Source organism: Fodinibius sp. AD559 (assembly GCF_052712805.1).
Map to the genome: position 1 here is coordinate 221,293 of NZ_JBQPVW010000001.1, position 17,628 is coordinate 238,920.

Sequence of the window (17,628 nt, forward strand, 5' to 3'; positions counted from 1 at the left end):
TATAAAATTATGCAAGCGTTATTCTTTTTGATCATACAAGCACAGACTGATACTACAGCCGCTGATACATTAAGTATGGCTGCAGAACAAGAACAAATGTCGATGTTAGAACTGCTGGCAGAAGGCGGCGTGCTTATGATACCGTTGTTTATCCTGTCGGTTGTAGCCGTATATGTTATTGCCGAGCGCTGGCGTTCATTAAATAATGCACGCATTGAAATCGATGGTTTCTTGCGAACTGTGGAGAGTATGTTAAAAGATGGTGATCGTGAGCGTGCGTTAACCTATTGCGATGGCATTGATAAACCGTTGGCGCGTATCCTTAAGGCGGGTATTCGTAGATTGGGACGACCCATTAGAGATATTGAGGATGCCATTAGTAATGCCGGCAAAAAGGAAATTTATCATCTGGAAAAACGGATGAATTGGCTGGCTACGATTGCCGGTGTTGCTCCGTTGATAGGGTTCACGGGAACGGTTACCGGCATGATTGAAGCCTTTATGGACATACAGTCGCTACAGGGAAATGTAAATCCAAGCGTGCTGGCCGGCGGTATTTGGGAGGCATTAATCACAACGGCAACAGGATTGATTGTGGGTATTATTGCGTATGGATTTTACAACTTCTTGCTGGGCAAAATTAATCGCATGGTGCATGAACTGGAAAACGCCTCGGCAGATTTTATAGATCTGCTTCAGGCACCATCAAACAAGAAAGAAAAAGAACGTGAGAAGGTAGGATAATGGACTTTAGAAAAGATGACGACCGAATGGAGCCCCTGACACTGTTTTCGCAGTCGTCACTGACAGATATTGTATTGTTGCTCCTGATTTTCTTCCTGTTGACCTCGTCGTTTGTCACCAACTTTGGGATTAAGGTAGACATTCCCAAAGCAGAAACCGGTGCACAGACCGAGGCCCAGTTTATTACGGTTGCCGTAACCAAAGACGGACAATTTTATGTTGATGGAGAGCCTACCAGTAGCGGCATGTTGGCATCGGCACTGCGCGAAGCCAGAGGAAACAAATCGCAGGCTACACTTGTTTTAAGAGCGGATAAAGATGCTATTATAGATAATGCGGTGCGTGTGATGAATATTGCGAAAGCGCTGGACTTAAGAATTGTGATGGCAACAGAACAGGCATCCCGGTAGGATAGAAATACGTTTATGGAGCAACCTGTATTCAATAACGAAGAAGATCGTTTTGCCCTTGCCGTAACGGGCGGGATACACGTGGCTATGGTTGTCGTTTTTTTGCTGTATACCTTTTCTATTGAGTCGAATGTGCGCCCCTCTTTTATTGAAGTAGAATTTGGAGAATTTAAAACGGGAACGCCTGCAGAATATGCCGAGCAGCAGGCCGAACAGGTGGCTACACGGCCCAATCCGTCAGAGACTGAACCTGAAAATCCGGAGCCTGAAGAACCTGAACCGGTTGAAGAGCAGCAGGAATCCACAGAAGAAACCACGAAACCGGTAGACGCGCCTGATCAAACCGAAGAGGTCGAGGAAGAACCGATTGAAACACCGGAAACAGATAAGGTAGATCCACAGGAAGAGACTGAAACAGATGAGCCTAAAGAAGTAACCGTTCCCCCTAAAACAGAGGAGGACGAAGTACAGCAAGAGGGTGCTGAAACCAGCGGCGATGAGCAAGGGAATACCGGAGAACTTAATGCCGATCAGGGAACCGGCAACGAGCAGGAAAAATCAGCACCCTATGAGCTTAACTGGGAGGGTGATATCGAGCGCAACCCCATGGTGCAGCCGTTGCCGGATAATATTACCGATGCCGAAGCAACAATTACTATTCGATTTGAGGTAAAGCCGGACGGATCTATCGGTCGCATTGTGCCGCTCAAAAAAATGAATCCGGAGTTGGAACGAGAAGTAATGCGAACCCTTCGCAGTTGGCGTTTTTCTCAACTTCCATCAGGCGTTCCTCAGCAGTCGCAATGGGGTACCATTACCTTCCGCTTTGTGTTAGAATAAGGGATTTTTGTTGTGCTGTGACATTGCAGTATTGAGCTAAATAATGGGATCCCTTTTAGCATCAAAATAAATTATTAGATTGAACGGGTGCAGTTTAGTTTCATTCAGTTCGGACTATCAGATAGATTATGAAATTTTTTACTTCCCAAATTAGCTACTTCCTCTCCAACCGGAATACCAAAGTAAACATAAAGCGACTTCTTCGATTTTTAGCGGCGCTTTCGGCACTGATTGTTGCGTATAGCATTATTTTTCACTTCATCATGCTGTATGAAGGACAGGAGCACAGTTGGGTGACCGGATTTTATTGGACGCTCACGGTTATGTCTACACTTGGGTTCGGTGATATTACCTTTACCAGTGATTTGGGCAGAGTGTTTTCAGTTATTGTTCTTATGTCTGGCATGTTATCTTTGTTGATATTATTACCCTTTACCTTTATTGAATTTTTCTATGCTCCCTGGCTCGAAGCACAATCCAAAGCGCGGGCGCCCCGAAAATTGCCCGAGGATACCCAAAACCATGTAATCATCACGCACCTTGATCCCATTTCAAAATCGCTGATCGAGAAATTGGATCAGTACAATTATGAGTATGTCCTGTTGATTACTGATTTGTCCAAGGCTTTGGAGTTATACGATGAAGGATACCGGGTTGTGTTTGGGGAATTAGATGATCCCGACACCTATAAGCGCCTCCGTGTAGAAAATGCTGCAATGGTGGTTTCTCTTGGCTCTGATATGGTTAATTCTAATATCAGTAATACGGTTCGAGAACTGGATGAGGATGTGACGATCGTTACCACGGCAAATTCCTCCGACTCTGTAGACCTCTTGAAAATGGCCGGTGCAGATCATGTTATTCGGCTGGGAGAAATGATGGGAAAATCTCTCTCCCGGAGAACCATAAGTCAGGATTCCCGCGTGCACGTTATAGGACGTTTTGAAGAGTTAGTGATAGCGGAAGCTACCGCGGATGGTACTCCCTTGGTTGGGAAAACGATAGCCGAAAGCAATCTTCGCGAAGAGCTAAACATCAATATTGTGGGCATATGGGAGCGTGGCAAATTCATCAAGCCAACACCGGATACGTTAATCCATAAAGAAAGTGTATTGCTTTTGGCTGGATCGGTGGAACAATTGCGAAGTTATGATGAGCATATGGCAATCTATGGATCCAATGATAAACCCGTTATAATTGTAGGGGCCGGCCGGGTGGGACGTGGAACGGCCTCAGCATTTGAAGAGCGGGGAATGGATTACCGGGTTATAGAAAAAGATCCCGAACGTATTCGTGATAACGAGAAATATGTTTTGGGAGGCGGCGAAGATATTGAGGTTCTGAAAAAAGCAGGAATTGAGGAGGCTCCCTGTATTATTATGACAACACATGATGATGACATGAATGTTTATCTGACGATTTATGCTCGTCGCCTTCGCCCCGATATCCAAATTATCAGTCGGGCTACGCTACAGCGTAATGTTTCGACACTGCACAGGGCCGGAGCTGATTTTGTGATGTCTTACGCCACCATGGGAGCGAATGCAGTATTTAATATCCTTGAGCGTAATGATGTTGTTATGATTGCAGAGGGACTTAACGTATTTAATTTAGAAATACCACAGTCACTGGTTGGCAAAACGTTGGTAGAGTCCAATATTAGAAAAGATACCGGATGCAGTGTATTATCTATTAAGCAGAATGGAAAACAGAAAATTAATCCTCATCCAGAGACAATACTTACTCCCGATAGTGAGTTAGTGCTGATAGGAAATGTAGAGCAGGAAAGCCAGTTTATGAGTCTGTATTACGAAGAAGGATAATAGATAAGCCAAGTAATTTTACCCATGTAATAAGATCATGGATTTTGATTCAAGACTATATGTGTCATTCCTAAACTGGTATTTCTCCTATAAGATTAAACCTTTTATCGAAATGAAAGGGTTTAAGTTTCTCAATCCTTTTTTAAAGTAAATCCCTGAACTAAATTTGCTCCCAGTCCTTTTTTGCTTACGAGCGTTTTTCTTGTAATTCCTCAATGGCTTTGATAAGGGGATCGACACTGCCTCTTTTAAGGCGATTGTTTACAGCTTGAGGGGTAATATCAAGATGCTCGGCAATCATTTTTTGAGTAATATCAGCATCGATCATCATTTTCATGACCTCTTTCTCAGCCTCATTGCGTTTTCTGTTTTGCATTTGTTTTCGTTTTAAGTTGTTTATTTATAAATTGGAAAATCTTTATTCACATAATGTGAATTTATAAAATGTAGAGAGTAAAAAAAAGTGAATGCAATATTAGAACGTATCAAAGAGGCGTATCATTTAGAGACGGATGCAGAAGTTGCAGATTTTTTAAATATCAAGCCGAGTACCCTGAGTATGCAAAAGAACAGGGGACGGTTAGATCTTAAAAGAATAATCGAGAGATGTAGTGACCTGAATAAGAATTGGTTGCTGGATGGGAAAGGCGAAAAAAGAGCTGTAGATGGAGTTAATACTCAAACGTCTATTCCTGTTTATACATCTTTGGATATAAAAGATCTGAAGCCGGATTTTAATAACAGTGAAAAAGTAGGGAGTATCCATACGGATATTTCCAATGGATTTGATGGAATTTCGGGCTCTAATAATTTGATAGGCTATGTTAACTCCGGAAATGGTATGGCACCAACAGTAAAGGAGAATGATATTGCAGTTATTAATCTTGATGAGGAGCCTGCCCCGGGTGCAATATTTCTTATCGCTTCATCTCAGGAAGCTTCATTGCGGCGCCTGCAAAAGGAACAGAATAAGTTGATTGCGGAATCCCATAATGGAAAAGAAAATCCCATCGAAATTGGCTTTGGCGATCTTAACCGCTGTATTGGGAAATTGGTTTGGGTATTGCGAAGAGTTGGATGATATTAAAATTCAATTCAAGTAACTGAAAATAGTACTTTCTGCATAAGTAATATTCTCGGATTATCGATGATAATGCATTTCCATTTATCTCGGTTCTTGTTGTAATGTTCGTCGTTGGTAGAAGTAAGGGAAAGGTACGTGTATTATTATTAGTAATGTTACAAATGGTTTGTTTATACTTCATCCCACGTTATAACTGATCAATAATAAAAAGCATCATATTGTGAAGAGTACTACAACTTTGATTCTCATCATTACAAGTATATTTCTGTTTGGTACTTCAGTTGGTTATACACAGCCTGATACACTGAGTAAAGAAGATCAGATAAAAGCCGCTGTTAGTCCTGCACCAGATGGCATGAAAGAGGGAGCCAAGGTTTTGGGATACGATGACTCCGGAAAGCTTACTACCTTGCGAGAGGGATCAAACCAGTTGATTTGTATTGCAGATGATCCCGGGCAGGCTAATTTTCACGTTGCATGCTATCATAAGGCCTTAGAGCCATTTATGAAAAGAGGTCGAGAACTCAAAGCTAAAGGATTGTCTCGAGAAAAGGTTGATAGCATCCGCTATAAGGAAATTGAAGAGGGTAAAATTGAGTTGCCTAAAAAGCCGATGGCGCTGTATTCGCTTACGGGATCTGCACAAAGTTTTGATAATAAAACGGGAATGGTAAAAAATGCCAAGCCCCTATATGTGATATATATTCCCTACGCCACCGAAAAGTCCACCGGATTATCTAAAAAACCTGCCAGTAAAGGTGCCCCGTGGATTATGGAGCCGGGTACACCGTGGGCACATATTATGGTTATGACCGGAAGAGATGTTTATAAATAGTTTACTCTTAAAAAGAAGGTCCAATCTTTTAAAAGGCTAAACTTATTTAGTCCTTTATTAAAACCATTAGATATTTTTAAAGTGGTTGATTTTTTAAACTCAGATCATGAGTATTAGGATGTATTAGAAGCAGTCAAGAAAGAGAGACAAAGAAAAGTTTAGTTTTAGGTAAGTAGACTAATATGGGTCAGTGGTTCACAAGGTGTGCTACTTGTATTGTATTTATACTTTCGTGCTTTTTTCTTCTCGGAAATACAGAATATGATCCGGACCCATTGACGTATGAGGTAAAGCCGGGTGATACGTTGTACGGAATTGCTGCTGAATTTGGCAATTTTACTTGGTGGAGTGATATCTATAAAGCGAATGCTGACAAGATTGAAAATCCACGATTTATCTATCCCGGCCAAACGTTGGAGATTCCCACCTATATAGTTCAAGATTTCCGGCTTACTGTAACAACGGATGACGTTGACAGAGTTTTAGCGATGAGCAAAAAATTTGAGCGTGAGGAGAAGGAAAAGAAGCTTAAGAAATTCCGGAAAGCCTTTAATGAATTAGTTGAAAAAGGAGAGGAAAAAAAGAAGAATGAATCTGAGGTAGATGATTATGAGGGGCTGGGGCTTGGGGGAATGATTTTAGATGAAACACGCAGTAAAATGGGGAGTAATTTCTATTCGGTGTTCTACAAGCACTGGGAGGATCCCAAGGACGTGCAAAATTTTACGATTACGGTTTCGGAACAGCCCATGCCCTCTCGAGGAACGATGGTACAGGTTGAAATTGATAATCAGCTTGTTTTCAAGAATCGCCTAGAGCCGCGCTATTATAAAACCCAGCAGGCGGCAAAGCAGGCGGTGAAGATATGCCAGCGCAGGCTACAGCGAATCGCAACAACCCAAAATGAATTTGCAGGCTATTAACCATGAAGAGATTAGTCACAACATTTTTTACAATAGGTGTTCTGGCCGGTTTGATGTTGGCACCAGGTCAGGCTGAAGCGCAGGATTTTGTGTACCAACCGAAAAACCCCGCATTTGGGGGTTCGTACGCAAACTACAGCTGGATGATGAACTCGGCAAATAAGCAGAATAAGTTTCAGGAGAGCGGCGGAGGATTCAGCAGAGATCCGTTGGCTAACTTTGAAGAGTCTTTGCAACGACAGGTATTATCACAATTGACTAGACAAATTATTGGAGATCGTTTTGGTGAAGGAGGTATTGATTTGAGTGAGCGGAGTAACTTTGAATTTGGAGAGTTCAATATCAGTGTCAATCCCGGACCGGACGGTGTAAGTATTCAGATTCAGAATATTTTGTCCGGGGAGTCGACGACTGTAACCATACCATCCGGTTTTAGCGGTGGTAATTTTGGAGGAAATTAAGGTAAAATTATTAACACTAAAGGAATTAGAAATGGAATTGTACAAAGAATTTAGGAGCTGAATCAAATAAGGAGGGCAGCACCAGGGATCTTCTCCAACCGAAAGGTTGTGAGAAGGGAGAACCTCTGATGCCGCCCATTGTAGAATGTTAAAACATCTTAATATAACAAGATGTGATCCCTTCTTCAATGGGCTTTTGCCTTCCGTACTGTTCGCTCCTATGTGATCCGGACATAAGCTCCCGGATCCTATTCCGATAAACGGAATACTAATTAGTTGGCTTGTTAAATCTTCAATTAATGTGAATAAAAACAACATAGGGGTAACCTATTATGAAAAAGCTAACAACACTACTTTTCGTTCTTGTGTTTGCCAGCTCTATGGCATTTGCGCAGAACAATTCGTCTGATGTGGATCAAGTAGGCACTGATAATAGTGCTGATATTAACCAAGTATATGATGCTGGCCAATCTGCAGCTATGAACCAAGCTGTAGTTAACCAAGATGGTGTTTCGAATGAAGTTCGAGGCCTGAACCAGAAGGGTGCCGGTAACTACTACGGTATAATCCAGAGTGGTGAGGGTAACATTGTACAATCGCATCCTGAGCAAGGTGGACAGGGTGGAGTCAACAGTTATGATGGCTTCATCCATATTGCACAATTTGCTCCTGGTGAAGCTGCTGGAAATAAAGTTTGGGACGCTGATCAAGCCGGTGAGGGTAACCTTTTGACAATAAACCAAACAGGTGGAGACATTGCTAATGTCGAAGCCCAAGTTTCAACAGGTTCAGGTGAAGCAACTAATCAAATCTACATTAATCAAGGCTTAGGAGAAAACAGTGTAGGTGAATACAGTCATAACGGTCCCGGTGCTTACCAAGAGGGTACTGATAACATTATGACTATTACCCAGAGCGGTGATGCTTCTGCCGGAACAGAGAGTAAACTGGTAAGTGGAGCTGATGATACCTTTTTCCGAGGTAATGCTGAAGGTGGTCAAGCTCTTGTTCAGCTAGGTGAGATGAACAATTTGAATATTCTCCAGAATGGTGCCAGCGAAGTTGAGTATGCCATTCAAACAGATAATAGTGATGCATCTGGTTGGAATATGGCAACTATTTCACAAACTGGTGACGATCATATTGTTGATCTTGAACAACATGGTGCTAACACAGCAACAGTTACACAAACCGGTGGTAACCATTCGGCCTCTGTTTGGCAATCTGGTAGTAATACTGCAACCATCACTCAGAACTAATAAAATCTCTTAGTGTCTTTAAAGGGAAGGGGGCCTTTCCTGTCAAGCACTATGATAAATAAAATTATCGACCGGAGAGGATGGAAGATTCCTCTCCCGGTTTTCTTTTAGCAGCAAAATATTTTTAACAGAACAAATAGCAATTTTACCTAATCAGATTTGATGCATAGTAAAGCAGTTACGATCTGCGGCATATTTTTAGCGGCATTCATGCTTGGCTCCTGTACGTCGGCCTTGCACCCGTTGGAAACCGAGCGTGTAAAGCCGGGTATTCAAAGCAAGGTGCATGATGAATTAACTAAAATGCCCGATCCGCAGAATAAAGTAGTGGCAGCTGTTTATCGGTTTCGCGACCAGACGGGGCAGTACAAACCGTCTGAACGCGGGGCAAGCTGGTCGACAGCTGTAACGCAGGGTGCAACGTCCATTTTAATTAAGTCGCTGGAAGATTCTGGTTGGTTTACGCCCATTGAGCGGGCGGGCGTTTCGAATCTATTGAATGAGCGACAGATTATCCAAAAAACACGCCAGCAAAATAACCAAAGCGGGCAGCTGCCGCCCATGTTATTTGCCGGCGTATTGCTCGAAGGCGGCATTATTGGTTACGATACGAATGTTATTACCGGTGGCGGAGGCGCGCGACTGCTTGGTACCGGCGCTTCGGGTCAATATCGCAAAGATCAGGTAACTATTTATCTACGGGCTGTTTCCACTAAAACAGGAAAAGTGCTCGAAACTGTGCACACAACCAAATCTATTATATCACAAGAGCTGCAGAGCGGGGCGTTTCGCTACATCGATACCAATCGTTTGCTCGAAGCTGAAGCGGGATTTACCTATAACGAACCGCCGGTGATGGCCGTAACCGAAGCCATTGATGAAGCGGTGAAATTGCTGGTTATTAACGGTGAAAAACAGGGAATTTGGAGTGCCCGGGATACGACCGCATTCAAGCAGTATGTTGATAAATTTGAGCAGAAAAAAGAGTGGGAGCAGCGGGCACAGACCAATTATTTTGGGTTGAACAGTAATGAAAAATTTCGAACGGGTTTAAATGTCTCTGGAAATCTTTTGTTTGGCAGTCATATAGGTAGTTATCCTACAGCTAACAATGAGATAGGGGCTTCTCTGAAGGCCGAATACTTTTTTAGTCCGCAACTTTCGCTAAAAGGAAATGTGGAACGGTCGAATGTGGGAGCACAAAAGGTGTTTTCAAGACCTTATACGGCCTTTGATGTAACAGTTAATAAATACTTTACACCTAATTTAAAGCTTTCGCCCTTTGTTGGGATAGGTGCCGGAAATATTACCTATGACAGTAAGCCCACATTTTCGAATAGGGGATACTTTCCAACGGTATCGGCCGAAGCGGGCTTGGATTACCGGATATCAGAACGAATCGGAGTGCATGTAGGATTTAACTATCGTTATTTGATAAGGGATGGGCTTGATGGAATAAGCAAGGGAACAATACATGATCAGATGTGGAACATAAGTACCGGCGTTAGTTATTCGCCAAAGTTTTTGCAATAAATTATCAGAAAATATAATACTCATTTTGAGTAAAAAATATTCATAAAACACAAGGAGGCTCGCTATGAAGTTACGCAAATTACTAATTACGGTTTTTGTGGTGCTGTTCGTTGGATTTGGATCAGCTTTTGCCCAGGAAGAGAATATAGATGGTCCTTTTTCTGAAAATAAGGTAGAGGAAATTAATAATCCTGGTATTGAGTACAATGAAGCCCAGAAAGAATTTGGAATCAGACATTTTCTGACTTCAAGTATTGAAAGAGAGGATACTCCTGGCGATGGAGGTAATGTTGCAATTATCGAACAGGTTGGAGATAACAACGTGGCAAATTTAACACAGACGGGCGAAAATATTTACGGTGCCATTATTCAACATGGATCAAACCATAAGGCATTTTTAAATCAGGATGGAAATAATTTAAGGTCTGTTATCAATATGCAGGGCAGCAGTCATTATCTCGATTTTGATCAAAAGGTAAATAATCGAGATACCTTCTTTGACTTTAAGGGAAGTGGTTTGGAATATACTGCTACGCAAATACCGATGGGTGGAAATGAAACCCAGTTTACTTTGACTCCCAAAAATGCGGGTAGTCCTGCTATTCAGATCACAACAGACAAGATGAGAGTTCCAGTAATTATCAGCAACAACTAAATAGCTAAGGTTTATTTTAGATAGTATCTTTATGAATATTAAGAATTCGATTGTCGCTGTACTTTGTATAACCGCTCTATGGGGCTGTTCCAAAGAAACGATAACCCCCGAAACCTTTGGTAATATCGATGGACAGGTCTTGAATAGTGAAACAGAAGAGGGGATTGCCGCGGTAAATATTACTACTTCTCCGGCCACAAACTCTATAGTTACTAATCAGGACGGGAGTTTTAGTCTTAATGAAGTTACAACCGGGAACTATAATATAACAGCCAGTAAGTCCGACTTTGAGTCAACAACAGTGAGTGTCAATGTGCGTGAAGGTAAAACGGCAACGGCACAGATTTATCTCGATCCCGAAAGTGGAAGCGGGGAGAAAAGTTTAACAGCTAAAGTTACCGCCTGGAATGAGAGAAGGGTTAATATTGACAGCACGGGCGCCGACAGCACATTTGCGGATGTGGAGTACGAGGTAGCGAACAGCAGTGATGATATCGATATTGACAGGTACGAAGTTTACTTTGATATCTATACCTCTGGGGAAACGTATTCCAGGGAAGAAGCGGATACGGCTCTTTCTGCCGGCGAAAAAAATATAGATGAGTTTTCAAAATATGTTCATCATACTACAATAGATTCTATAGTGGTAAGCGGCACATATGCAGACTAAGTAGACTGGATAATTTCTATTTCGTGTGAATAGGGGTGGCTATGTTATTTTTCAGATATGGAAAATTCACGTCAAAAATATTGGTTCTATAGAATTGTTTCTGTTGCTGTACTGGTAGCATTGGCGTTTTTGCTAAAGCATGATTTGCAACGATTTATTAATCCTGCTCCTCCTGCTTCTCCGGAATCTCAACAGGTAGTCCCCCCGGATATATATTTCCTTTCTTTGGATAGTACCCTGCTGGGGGATGGTACATTAAGCGATTTAGATTCTAGCGTTAAACCGAAGGTACCATTATATCGTCCCCCTAAAATTATTAAGCCGAATATTCAAAAAAATCTTAATACCTCGGGAATAAAGGTTGAAAAGATTAAGCTTAAAAAGCCTGAGAAAAGTGTTAAGGAATCCGAGCTGGTTCAACAAGAGCAATCAGATAGGAATTTACTTTTTGATCTCCCTGAATTCGCTAATAATATTGGTTTCAGCTGGATAGTCAATAATCAAGGAGGGGCAATAGATTTTAATTTAAAACGGCAGAGTAATCGGCAGTCATCACCGAGAATTGCTCAAGTAAATAATAACCTAAGCTATTACGAGCTTGGACAGAATAATGAGCTTGATGACGAAATTGTAGGAAGTTTTGGGAACAGGCGGATGATTACCCAGATAGGGATTGGTAATTATTTGAGTCAGACATTATATAATACCTACTATTCTGATTTTATAGTCACATCAATTGGAAACTACAACACGACCATTCAGAATGTGTTTAATGCATATAACGCCCGGTTGTCGGTAACACAAAACGGATCATATAACAGGGTAAGACAAGATATTTATTCAGAAGACGTTTTTGGTACTTTTAACCGAACCGAAAACGAAGTCCGGCAGATTGGAAGCTACAATTTGTTCAGGTCGCAACAGATAGGTGTATCAAATACGATCAGGACAGTACAGCAAGGTAGTTTGAACAATGTTGATATTTCTCAGCAAGGGAGTAATAATTCCGCGCAAGTTCGTCAGTCTGGTCAGGGAAATACAGTGAGTATTGAGCAGAACTAAGTAAATTTGTCTTGTTAGTTTTCTCAAATTTCTGATCATTCTGGTTAATTAAAAGAAAGCGAAACAGTTCCGCCAGAAGTTCGTGCAGACACTTTCGCTCCACCGCCATTTAGTTTGCCATCAACCTCATTATTCTCCATCTCTCCTGAAAAATTATTGAACGTTCCTTGAACGAAAGAACCCTTTAATTGTAGGTCAACACCAATGTTTTTGGGAATGGTGATATTTACATTTCCACCACTGGTTTTAAGATCAACAAATTGATCCACCGTATTAAGATTGGCTGTTATGTTTCCCCCGCTTGTTGCTGCTTTAATGCTTCCGCTAATATCTGAAAGTTTTATATGTCCCCCGCTGGTTTTAGCTTGTAGTGTTCCGGCCACGTTGTTAGCACTAATGTGTCCCCCACTCGTTCGAACATTTAAATCACCTTCAATATCAGCCAGGTCAATATGTCCGCCTGAGGTTTTGGCTTGAATTACACCTTTTAGATTTGCCAAGTTTAAATGCCCGCCGCTTGTGGTAATGGTTTGATCTCCTTCAAGGTTCTTGGAATCAATATGACCGCCGCTTGTTTTGAGGTCAGTACTCATCTCCTTTGGGACAAATACCACAAATGAAATAGACGGGCGTTCATTATTCCATGAAGACCAGCTGTTGCTTTTTTTATACTTAGCAATGGCCTTAACAGAATTTCCGGATTGTGAAATATCAATCTCCCATTGATCAAGGCTGATATCGTCTGGGCTAAGATTTTTGCCATCCTTGCGGACGTACATCTCAACATGAACTGAGTTAGATTTTGAGCCCTCGACGGTTATATGTCCGCCCGAAGTACGAACTTGAAGCTCTCCGGGAGCATTAACGTTAAATTCTTCTGTACGGTAAGGATCATCTTGATCGAGTGACCCAAGGTTAGCTGAAGCAACTGAGGCACTCACTAAAAGAAGGCTAAGAATAAGTGAAAAGGTTAGTGCAAGTAAAACCTTGGTTATGTATATATTTCGGGCAGTCATAAGTCCTCCTCGTTAAATTTTATTTTATAGAATCACAGTTTTGTGATACGATATTAATTCACAAAGAGTTTCAGAAATTATAGAATTGGCAGCAAAGGGTTTGGAGGTAGGAGAGCTGCTATCAATTCATTATTTTCAGACAGCTTAGAAATAGGATAAAATGAAAGTTATTTATGAAATTACCATTTGTGCTTGCCAAGCGATTTGTGGCGGGAGAATCTTTTGATCAGGCTAAACCGAAAGTTAAAGCGCTGAATGAAAAAGGGATAAAGATAACCCTCGATTTGCTGGGCGAAAACGTAGAAGATCGGCAAACTGCGGATGAGACCGTCGAAAACTATATACAGCTTCTGAATGATATTGATGAGTCGGAATTGGACAGCACGATATCAATCAAACTTACCATGATGGGATTGGATATAGACCGCAATTACTGCAAAGATAACCTGTTTAGATTGCTCGATGTTGCCCGCGAGAACGATCAGTTTGTCCGCATTGATATGGAAGGTTCCGATTATACCCAGATGACCATCGATATTTTTAAGGAAGCCTTTCAAGAATATGGCAAGCACGTAGGTATTGTAATTCAGGCCTATCTGCATCGTACTAAAGAAGACATCGAGGAGTTGGCCGAAATGGGTGCCGATGTGCGGCTTTGCAAGGGGGCTTATAAAGAGCCCAAAGATATCGCCCTACAAAATATGGATGACATCCGCGAGGCGTTCAAAGAATACGCGAAAGTGTTATTGGGAAAAACCCCTTATCCGCGCATTGCCACGCATGATGATGAGTTGATAAATTGGACTAAAGAGTATACTGAGGAAAACGATATTGGAGAATCCCGATTTGAATTTCAGATGCTCTATGGACTGCGCCAGGGAACGATGGAAGAATTTGTTTCCGATGGATACAATGCGCGAATTTATGTGCCTTTTGGTACGATGTGGTTCCCTTATTTTAAGCGCCGTCTGATGGAGCGAAAAGAAAATATATGGTTTGTGCTTTCCACATTATTCCAGAAATAATATGGGGATATCACCAGAAGTTCATCGTTATATACTTGCTGCGCTGTTTTTACTAACAGGAATACTCCATTTTGTAAAGCCGAAGGTTTTTGCCAGTATCATGCCGGATTACATTCCCTATCATCTTTCGATGGTGTATATTAGTGGAGCAGCAGAGATACTCGGTGGATTGGCAATCCTCTTTGAAAAGACACAATTATGGGCGGGCTGGGGACTCATTTTGCTGCTGATTGCCGTATTCCCTGCCAATATCAACATGACAGTCGAATCCGTTCAGAAATCAGGATACACTTCATTATACAGCATGGTAACTGTTGCCCGGCTTCCGTTACAATTTCTGTTGATCTACTGGGTATATTGGGCGTGCTTGCGTTGAGTGAAATAGCAAGCATGAAAAGTGAAACGACTGTTCTGTTTCACTTTTGCCATTTCACTTCTGCCCCTTACATTAAGTTTTATGAATAGCTGGACAACACATAAGTGGCAGACACTTTATATACCCGTCATTGCTGGGATTGCCCTACTTTTTATCCCACTGGTTGGTGATTTTCACATCGAGTCAGCTATACTTGTTTCTTTAGTGGGATGTTTTTGGGCCGGAATCTATGCAAGCAGCCAATCAACAGAAAGAGATTTTTATGCTGCCCTTAGAATTACCGGCTACCTGTTTTTGGTTGGTTTGCCATTACTTGTAAATGCTTTATTTACGGGCTGTTTCAGTATTCACGGACTGGCATTCTGGTTACTATTTCCCCTGCCCAGCGTGTTCTTCGGATATGCTATCGGTCGACTAACCCGCAGTTTAAAAATACCATATGCGAAGGTGGTAACGGTTGGCATTCTATTATTTGTTGGCGTTGGTATTCTGTTGATTGAATTGTTGACTTATCCTCAGGTGTATTTTTTTAATCACGTGTGGGGTGGCTGGCCGGGACCGATTTATGATGAGGTCGTGAAAGTAAATGGAGTAACCGTCTTTTTTCGCATGCTGACGTTGTTGTGGGCTATCCTTCTCTGGCACATTCCGGTTTTGGATAAAGAGCGATATACAAGATGGATTGTGGGGTTTTCGATGGTCGCGATTTTGATTAGTTATACGCAATTAACCGAGTTTGGTGTTAACTCTCCGCGATCTCATCTTCAAAAGGTTTTGGGTGGGCATCAGTCCACCGAGCATTTTGAACTGTATTACGATCAGCGTCTTTACAGTGATTACGAAATCGATTTACTGGCGAAAGAGCACGAGTTCTATTTTGATCAGATTTCCAGTCAGCTTGTACTGCCTGAGAGAGATACAACTAATAAAATCGAAAGCTATTTATACGGACATCCCTGGCAGAAAAAGCAGTTGGTAGGTGCCAAGTTTACCAGCTATGTGCCGGTATGGCTGGAGCAGGATCAACTGCATATTGCCAAGGAGCAAATTGCTAACAGCTTAAAACACGAGCTGGTGCATGTGATGGCCAAACAGTTTGGCAACTGGTTTAACGCCAGCTGGAGTATCGGTTTGATTGAGGGCATTGCCGTAGCTATTGACGGAGGTTCCTCATCGACTTCAACGATACATCAAATGGTGGTATCCGAAAAGCCGTATCCTACTGCAGAAGAATTGCAAAAGGCGTTTTCGTTTTGGGGCTTTTACGGCGGGCGTTCGGGCGTGAACTATACCACAAGCGGATCGTTTGTATGGTTTCTGATGCAGAATTATCCTATAGAATATTTAAAGAAAGCATATGGGACTGGAAATTTACAAGACTCGTATCAAACGGACTGGCAGACATTGGCAAATGAATGGCATGCTGTGTTGGACACCGTTGAAGCGGATTCTATCGATCAACAGGTTGCGCGGCGTATTTTTGGGATGCGATCGCTGTTTGAAAAAGAATGTCCGCATGTAGTGTCTGATTTTGCTACTGCGTATGATAACTATCGCTTCTCACTGGCGAACAGAGATACAGCACGGGCGTTGCAATTTTTAGACCAGGCCTTAGTTGAAGCGGATAGCGCAGAGCCGATAAAGACCGAGTGGAGCTATCAAAATTTGATAAGTGGTCAACCTCAAAAAGTTCAAGAAGAGGCTTCCCTTCGCGATACAACCGTAGATTTGCAGTTGCTGTATGCAGATGCTTTTGCCATGACCGGAAATTGGGAGGAGGCGGATAAATATTTATTAAAAGGACAGAAGTTGTTTGAAGAAAATCCTGATTCTCTCCTAAAAGCTGCTCTGGTAACGCGAAAAGATCGCCGTCAATGGCAGATTTATCGACAGATGACGTATAACAATAATTTGCCTGATTCTGCTTCGTTTGATGAAGCCCTTCACCGGACAAAGGTTCGAAGTATACGCAGGGCAATCGAACAGGAACAGTGGCAGAAGATGGGACAGTACGCTAATCAATTATTGAAGGAATCGCTGGATCCAAAATACTTTGATGATTATCAGCAACTAATTCATCACTTGGCATATCGAAATAAAGTGGATCTGGCTGAGCAGTTTATAGAGCAGTTAAAGGAGTTGCAACTGCGTAACCGTTATCAGGAGCGACTGCAAAGGGAGGTGAAGTGGATGCAATTCTTGGAAACTGAAAAAGGTGTTGGAAACTATGATTAAAACTTTACTAATTTGGCGTTAACTAAAACATCCTAAAAAGAACAAAGTAATAAGAACCGTATTGGCGATAAGTTTTCTGTGTATGGTTTTTTAATATTGGACAGCAAACGAGTCAACACTGAAGTAGTAAAAGCATATGAAAAAATATACGCTATCTTTTTTAGAGGCGAACATGTATTCATTGCTGGTCTATATCCCCATTATTGTCGGATATTATGTACCCTATGGATTACTTTACGGGTGGTCGTCTTTTGGATTAGATATCATTCAGGGACTTGGCAATCCATTGTTCTTTTTGATTATAATTTTTATAGGGATTACGGTACATGAATTTATTCATGCAGTAAGCTGGTGGTGGCTCGATGATATTCCCTGGAAAAAGATTCATTTTGGTTTTAAATGGAAAGTACTAACGCCTTATGTACACTGTCCCGAGCCGGTGGAAGTAAGTAATTATCGCTGGGGCGTGGCTATGCCGGGTATTGTGTTAGGTATTGTTCCCTATCTGCTTGCGCTTATCTTTCGAAATGGATGGCTGCTGGGGTTTGGCTTCTTTTTTACTCTTGCTGCCAGTGGTGATATATTAATTTTATGGTTGTTGCGGAATGTTAAGTCGGGCAAGAAGGTGCAGGACCATTCTGATCTTGTTGGTTGTAAGGTTCTCGAATGAAAGTTTG

Annotated in this window: 19 protein-coding genes; 17 read left to right on the top strand and 2 right to left on the bottom strand. The window is 41.8% G+C overall.

Going from position 1 to position 17,628, the window contains the following annotated elements; all coding sequences use genetic code 11:
* The first annotated feature begins 9 nt into the window (after positions 1 to 9).
* From ACQ4LT_RS01030 to ACQ4LT_RS01045, 4 genes are all read left to right on the top strand, one after another.
* Positions 10 to 744, top strand: coding sequence for a MotA/TolQ/ExbB proton channel family protein (locus ACQ4LT_RS01030; protein ID WP_445664141.1), 735 nt, complete (start codon positions 10 to 12; stop codon positions 742 to 744).
* Positions 744 to 1,154 (top strand): ExbD/TolR family protein, encoded by a 411-nt coding sequence (locus ACQ4LT_RS01035; protein ID WP_445664142.1) that lies wholly within the window; start codon positions 744 to 746, stop codon positions 1,152 to 1,154. Before ACQ4LT_RS01030 ends, ACQ4LT_RS01035 begins: the two co-directional genes overlap by 1 nt.
* A 15-nt stretch (positions 1,155 to 1,169) precedes the next feature.
* Positions 1,170 to 1,994, top strand: a complete 825-nt coding sequence (locus ACQ4LT_RS01040; RefSeq protein ID WP_445664143.1) for an energy transducer TonB family protein — start codon at positions 1,170 to 1,172, stop codon at positions 1,992 to 1,994.
* Between the two features lie 128 nt (positions 1,995 to 2,122).
* Positions 2,123 to 3,817 (top strand): potassium channel family protein, encoded by a 1,695-nt coding sequence (locus ACQ4LT_RS01045; RefSeq protein ID WP_445664144.1) that lies wholly within the window; start codon positions 2,123 to 2,125, stop codon positions 3,815 to 3,817.
* A 187-nt stretch (positions 3,818 to 4,004) separates the two neighbouring features.
* On the opposite strand, the gene ACQ4LT_RS01050 is transcribed toward ACQ4LT_RS01045, so the two are convergent.
* On the bottom strand, positions 4,005 to 4,193 hold the full coding sequence (locus ACQ4LT_RS01050; protein WP_445664145.1) for a winged helix-turn-helix transcriptional regulator: 189 nt from the start codon (positions 4,191 to 4,193) through the stop codon (positions 4,005 to 4,007).
* An 87-nt stretch (positions 4,194 to 4,280) separates the two neighbouring features.
* Here ACQ4LT_RS01050 and ACQ4LT_RS01055 point away from each other — a divergent pair, with 87 nt between their 5' ends.
* The 9 genes from ACQ4LT_RS01055 to ACQ4LT_RS01095 all read left to right on the top strand — a co-directional run bounded on the left by ACQ4LT_RS01055 (position 4,281) and on the right by ACQ4LT_RS01095 (position 12,299).
* The gene (locus tag ACQ4LT_RS01055; RefSeq protein WP_445664146.1) at positions 4,281 to 4,898 is read left to right on the top strand and encodes a LexA family transcriptional regulator; all 618 of its coding nucleotides are present in this window, start codon (positions 4,281 to 4,283) and stop codon (positions 4,896 to 4,898) included.
* A 223-nt stretch (positions 4,899 to 5,121) separates the two neighbouring features.
* The gene (locus ACQ4LT_RS01060) at positions 5,122 to 5,736 is read left to right on the top strand and encodes a hypothetical protein (protein WP_445664147.1); all 615 of its coding nucleotides are present in this window, start codon (positions 5,122 to 5,124) and stop codon (positions 5,734 to 5,736) included.
* Between the two features lie 182 nt (positions 5,737 to 5,918).
* Positions 5,919 to 6,659, top strand: coding sequence for a CsgE family curli-type amyloid fiber assembly protein (locus ACQ4LT_RS01065; RefSeq protein WP_445664148.1), 741 nt, complete (start codon positions 5,919 to 5,921; stop codon positions 6,657 to 6,659).
* Between the two features lie 2 nt (positions 6,660 to 6,661).
* The gene (locus ACQ4LT_RS01070; protein ID WP_445664149.1) at positions 6,662 to 7,120 is read left to right on the top strand and encodes a curli production assembly/transport component CsgF; all 459 of its coding nucleotides are present in this window, start codon (positions 6,662 to 6,664) and stop codon (positions 7,118 to 7,120) included.
* 365 nt (positions 7,121 to 7,485) lie between these two features.
* Complete coding sequence (locus ACQ4LT_RS01075; protein WP_445664150.1) at positions 7,486 to 8,379, top strand: hypothetical protein; 894 nt, start codon at positions 7,486 to 7,488, stop codon at positions 8,377 to 8,379.
* 162 nt (positions 8,380 to 8,541) lie between these two features.
* Positions 8,542 to 9,912 (top strand): CsgG/HfaB family protein, encoded by a 1,371-nt coding sequence (locus ACQ4LT_RS01080; protein ID WP_445664151.1) that lies wholly within the window; start codon positions 8,542 to 8,544, stop codon positions 9,910 to 9,912.
* 64 nt (positions 9,913 to 9,976) lie between these two features.
* On the top strand, positions 9,977 to 10,567 hold the full coding sequence (locus ACQ4LT_RS01085) for a curlin repeat-containing protein (RefSeq protein ID WP_445664152.1): 591 nt from the start codon (positions 9,977 to 9,979) through the stop codon (positions 10,565 to 10,567).
* A 31-nt stretch (positions 10,568 to 10,598) separates the two neighbouring features.
* A complete protein-coding gene (locus tag ACQ4LT_RS01090) occupies positions 10,599 to 11,237 on the top strand; it encodes a carboxypeptidase regulatory-like domain-containing protein (RefSeq protein ID WP_445664153.1) in 639 nt (212 codons plus the stop codon).
* A 57-nt stretch (positions 11,238 to 11,294) separates the two neighbouring features.
* Entirely contained in the window at positions 11,295 to 12,299 is a 1,005-nt protein-coding gene (locus tag ACQ4LT_RS01095; protein ID WP_445664154.1) for a curlin repeat-containing protein, read from the top strand.
* Between the two features lie 44 nt (positions 12,300 to 12,343).
* Here ACQ4LT_RS01095 and ACQ4LT_RS01100 read toward each other — a convergent pair whose 3' ends face one another.
* On the bottom strand, positions 12,344 to 13,315 hold the full coding sequence (locus ACQ4LT_RS01100) for a DUF4097 family beta strand repeat-containing protein (protein ID WP_445664155.1): 972 nt from the start codon (positions 13,313 to 13,315) through the stop codon (positions 12,344 to 12,346).
* Between the two features lie 173 nt (positions 13,316 to 13,488).
* Between ACQ4LT_RS01100 and ACQ4LT_RS01105 the strand changes: the two genes are divergently transcribed.
* The 4 genes from ACQ4LT_RS01105 to ACQ4LT_RS01120 all read left to right on the top strand — a co-directional run bounded on the left by ACQ4LT_RS01105 (position 13,489) and on the right by ACQ4LT_RS01120 (position 17,621).
* Positions 13,489 to 14,340, top strand: coding sequence for a proline dehydrogenase family protein (locus tag ACQ4LT_RS01105; protein ID WP_445664156.1), 852 nt, complete (start codon positions 13,489 to 13,491; stop codon positions 14,338 to 14,340).
* A 1-nt stretch (position 14,341) separates the two neighbouring features.
* Positions 14,342 to 14,716 (top strand): DoxX family protein, encoded by a 375-nt coding sequence (locus ACQ4LT_RS01110; RefSeq protein WP_445664157.1) that lies wholly within the window; start codon positions 14,342 to 14,344, stop codon positions 14,714 to 14,716.
* Positions 14,717 to 14,737: 21 nt separating this feature from the next.
* Positions 14,738 to 16,951 (top strand): hypothetical protein, encoded by a 2,214-nt coding sequence (locus ACQ4LT_RS01115; protein WP_445664158.1) that lies wholly within the window; start codon positions 14,738 to 14,740, stop codon positions 16,949 to 16,951.
* A gap of 136 nt (positions 16,952 to 17,087) precedes the next feature.
* Positions 17,088 to 17,621 (top strand): DUF3267 domain-containing protein, encoded by a 534-nt coding sequence (locus tag ACQ4LT_RS01120; protein ID WP_445664159.1) that lies wholly within the window; start codon positions 17,088 to 17,090, stop codon positions 17,619 to 17,621.
* Positions 17,622 to 17,628: the final 7 nt, after the last annotated feature.

Excerpts from the sequence above, each read along its gene's own strand:
- ACQ4LT_RS01100 (WP_445664155.1), bottom strand. The coding sequence starts at position 13,315 with ATGACTGCCCGAAATATATACATAACCAAGGTTTTACTTGCACTAACC.
- ACQ4LT_RS01120 (WP_445664159.1), top strand. The coding sequence starts at position 17,088 with ATGAAAAAATATACGCTATCTTTTTTAGAGGCGAACATGTATTCATTG.
- ACQ4LT_RS01080 (WP_445664151.1), top strand. The coding sequence starts at position 8,542 with ATGCATAGTAAAGCAGTTACGATCTGCGGCATATTTTTAGCGGCATTC.
- ACQ4LT_RS01040 (WP_445664143.1), top strand. The coding sequence starts at position 1,170 with ATGGAGCAACCTGTATTCAATAACGAAGAAGATCGTTTTGCCCTTGCC.
- ACQ4LT_RS01030 (WP_445664141.1), top strand. The coding sequence starts at position 10 with ATGCAAGCGTTATTCTTTTTGATCATACAAGCACAGACTGATACTACA.
- ACQ4LT_RS01070 (WP_445664149.1), top strand. The coding sequence starts at position 6,662 with ATGAAGAGATTAGTCACAACATTTTTTACAATAGGTGTTCTGGCCGGT.
- ACQ4LT_RS01095 (WP_445664154.1), top strand. The coding sequence starts at position 11,295 with ATGGAAAATTCACGTCAAAAATATTGGTTCTATAGAATTGTTTCTGTT.
- ACQ4LT_RS01035 (WP_445664142.1), top strand. The coding sequence starts at position 744 with ATGGACTTTAGAAAAGATGACGACCGAATGGAGCCCCTGACACTGTTT.
- ACQ4LT_RS01050 (WP_445664145.1), bottom strand. The coding sequence starts at position 4,193 with ATGCAAAACAGAAAACGCAATGAGGCTGAGAAAGAGGTCATGAAAATG.
- ACQ4LT_RS01045 (WP_445664144.1), top strand. The coding sequence starts at position 2,123 with ATGAAATTTTTTACTTCCCAAATTAGCTACTTCCTCTCCAACCGGAAT.
- ACQ4LT_RS01065 (WP_445664148.1), top strand. The coding sequence starts at position 5,919 with ATGGGTCAGTGGTTCACAAGGTGTGCTACTTGTATTGTATTTATACTT.
- ACQ4LT_RS01090 (WP_445664153.1), top strand. The coding sequence starts at position 10,599 with ATGAATATTAAGAATTCGATTGTCGCTGTACTTTGTATAACCGCTCTA.
- ACQ4LT_RS01110 (WP_445664157.1), top strand. The coding sequence starts at position 14,342 with ATGGGGATATCACCAGAAGTTCATCGTTATATACTTGCTGCGCTGTTT.
- ACQ4LT_RS01085 (WP_445664152.1), top strand. The coding sequence starts at position 9,977 with ATGAAGTTACGCAAATTACTAATTACGGTTTTTGTGGTGCTGTTCGTT.
- ACQ4LT_RS01105 (WP_445664156.1), top strand. The coding sequence starts at position 13,489 with ATGAAATTACCATTTGTGCTTGCCAAGCGATTTGTGGCGGGAGAATCT.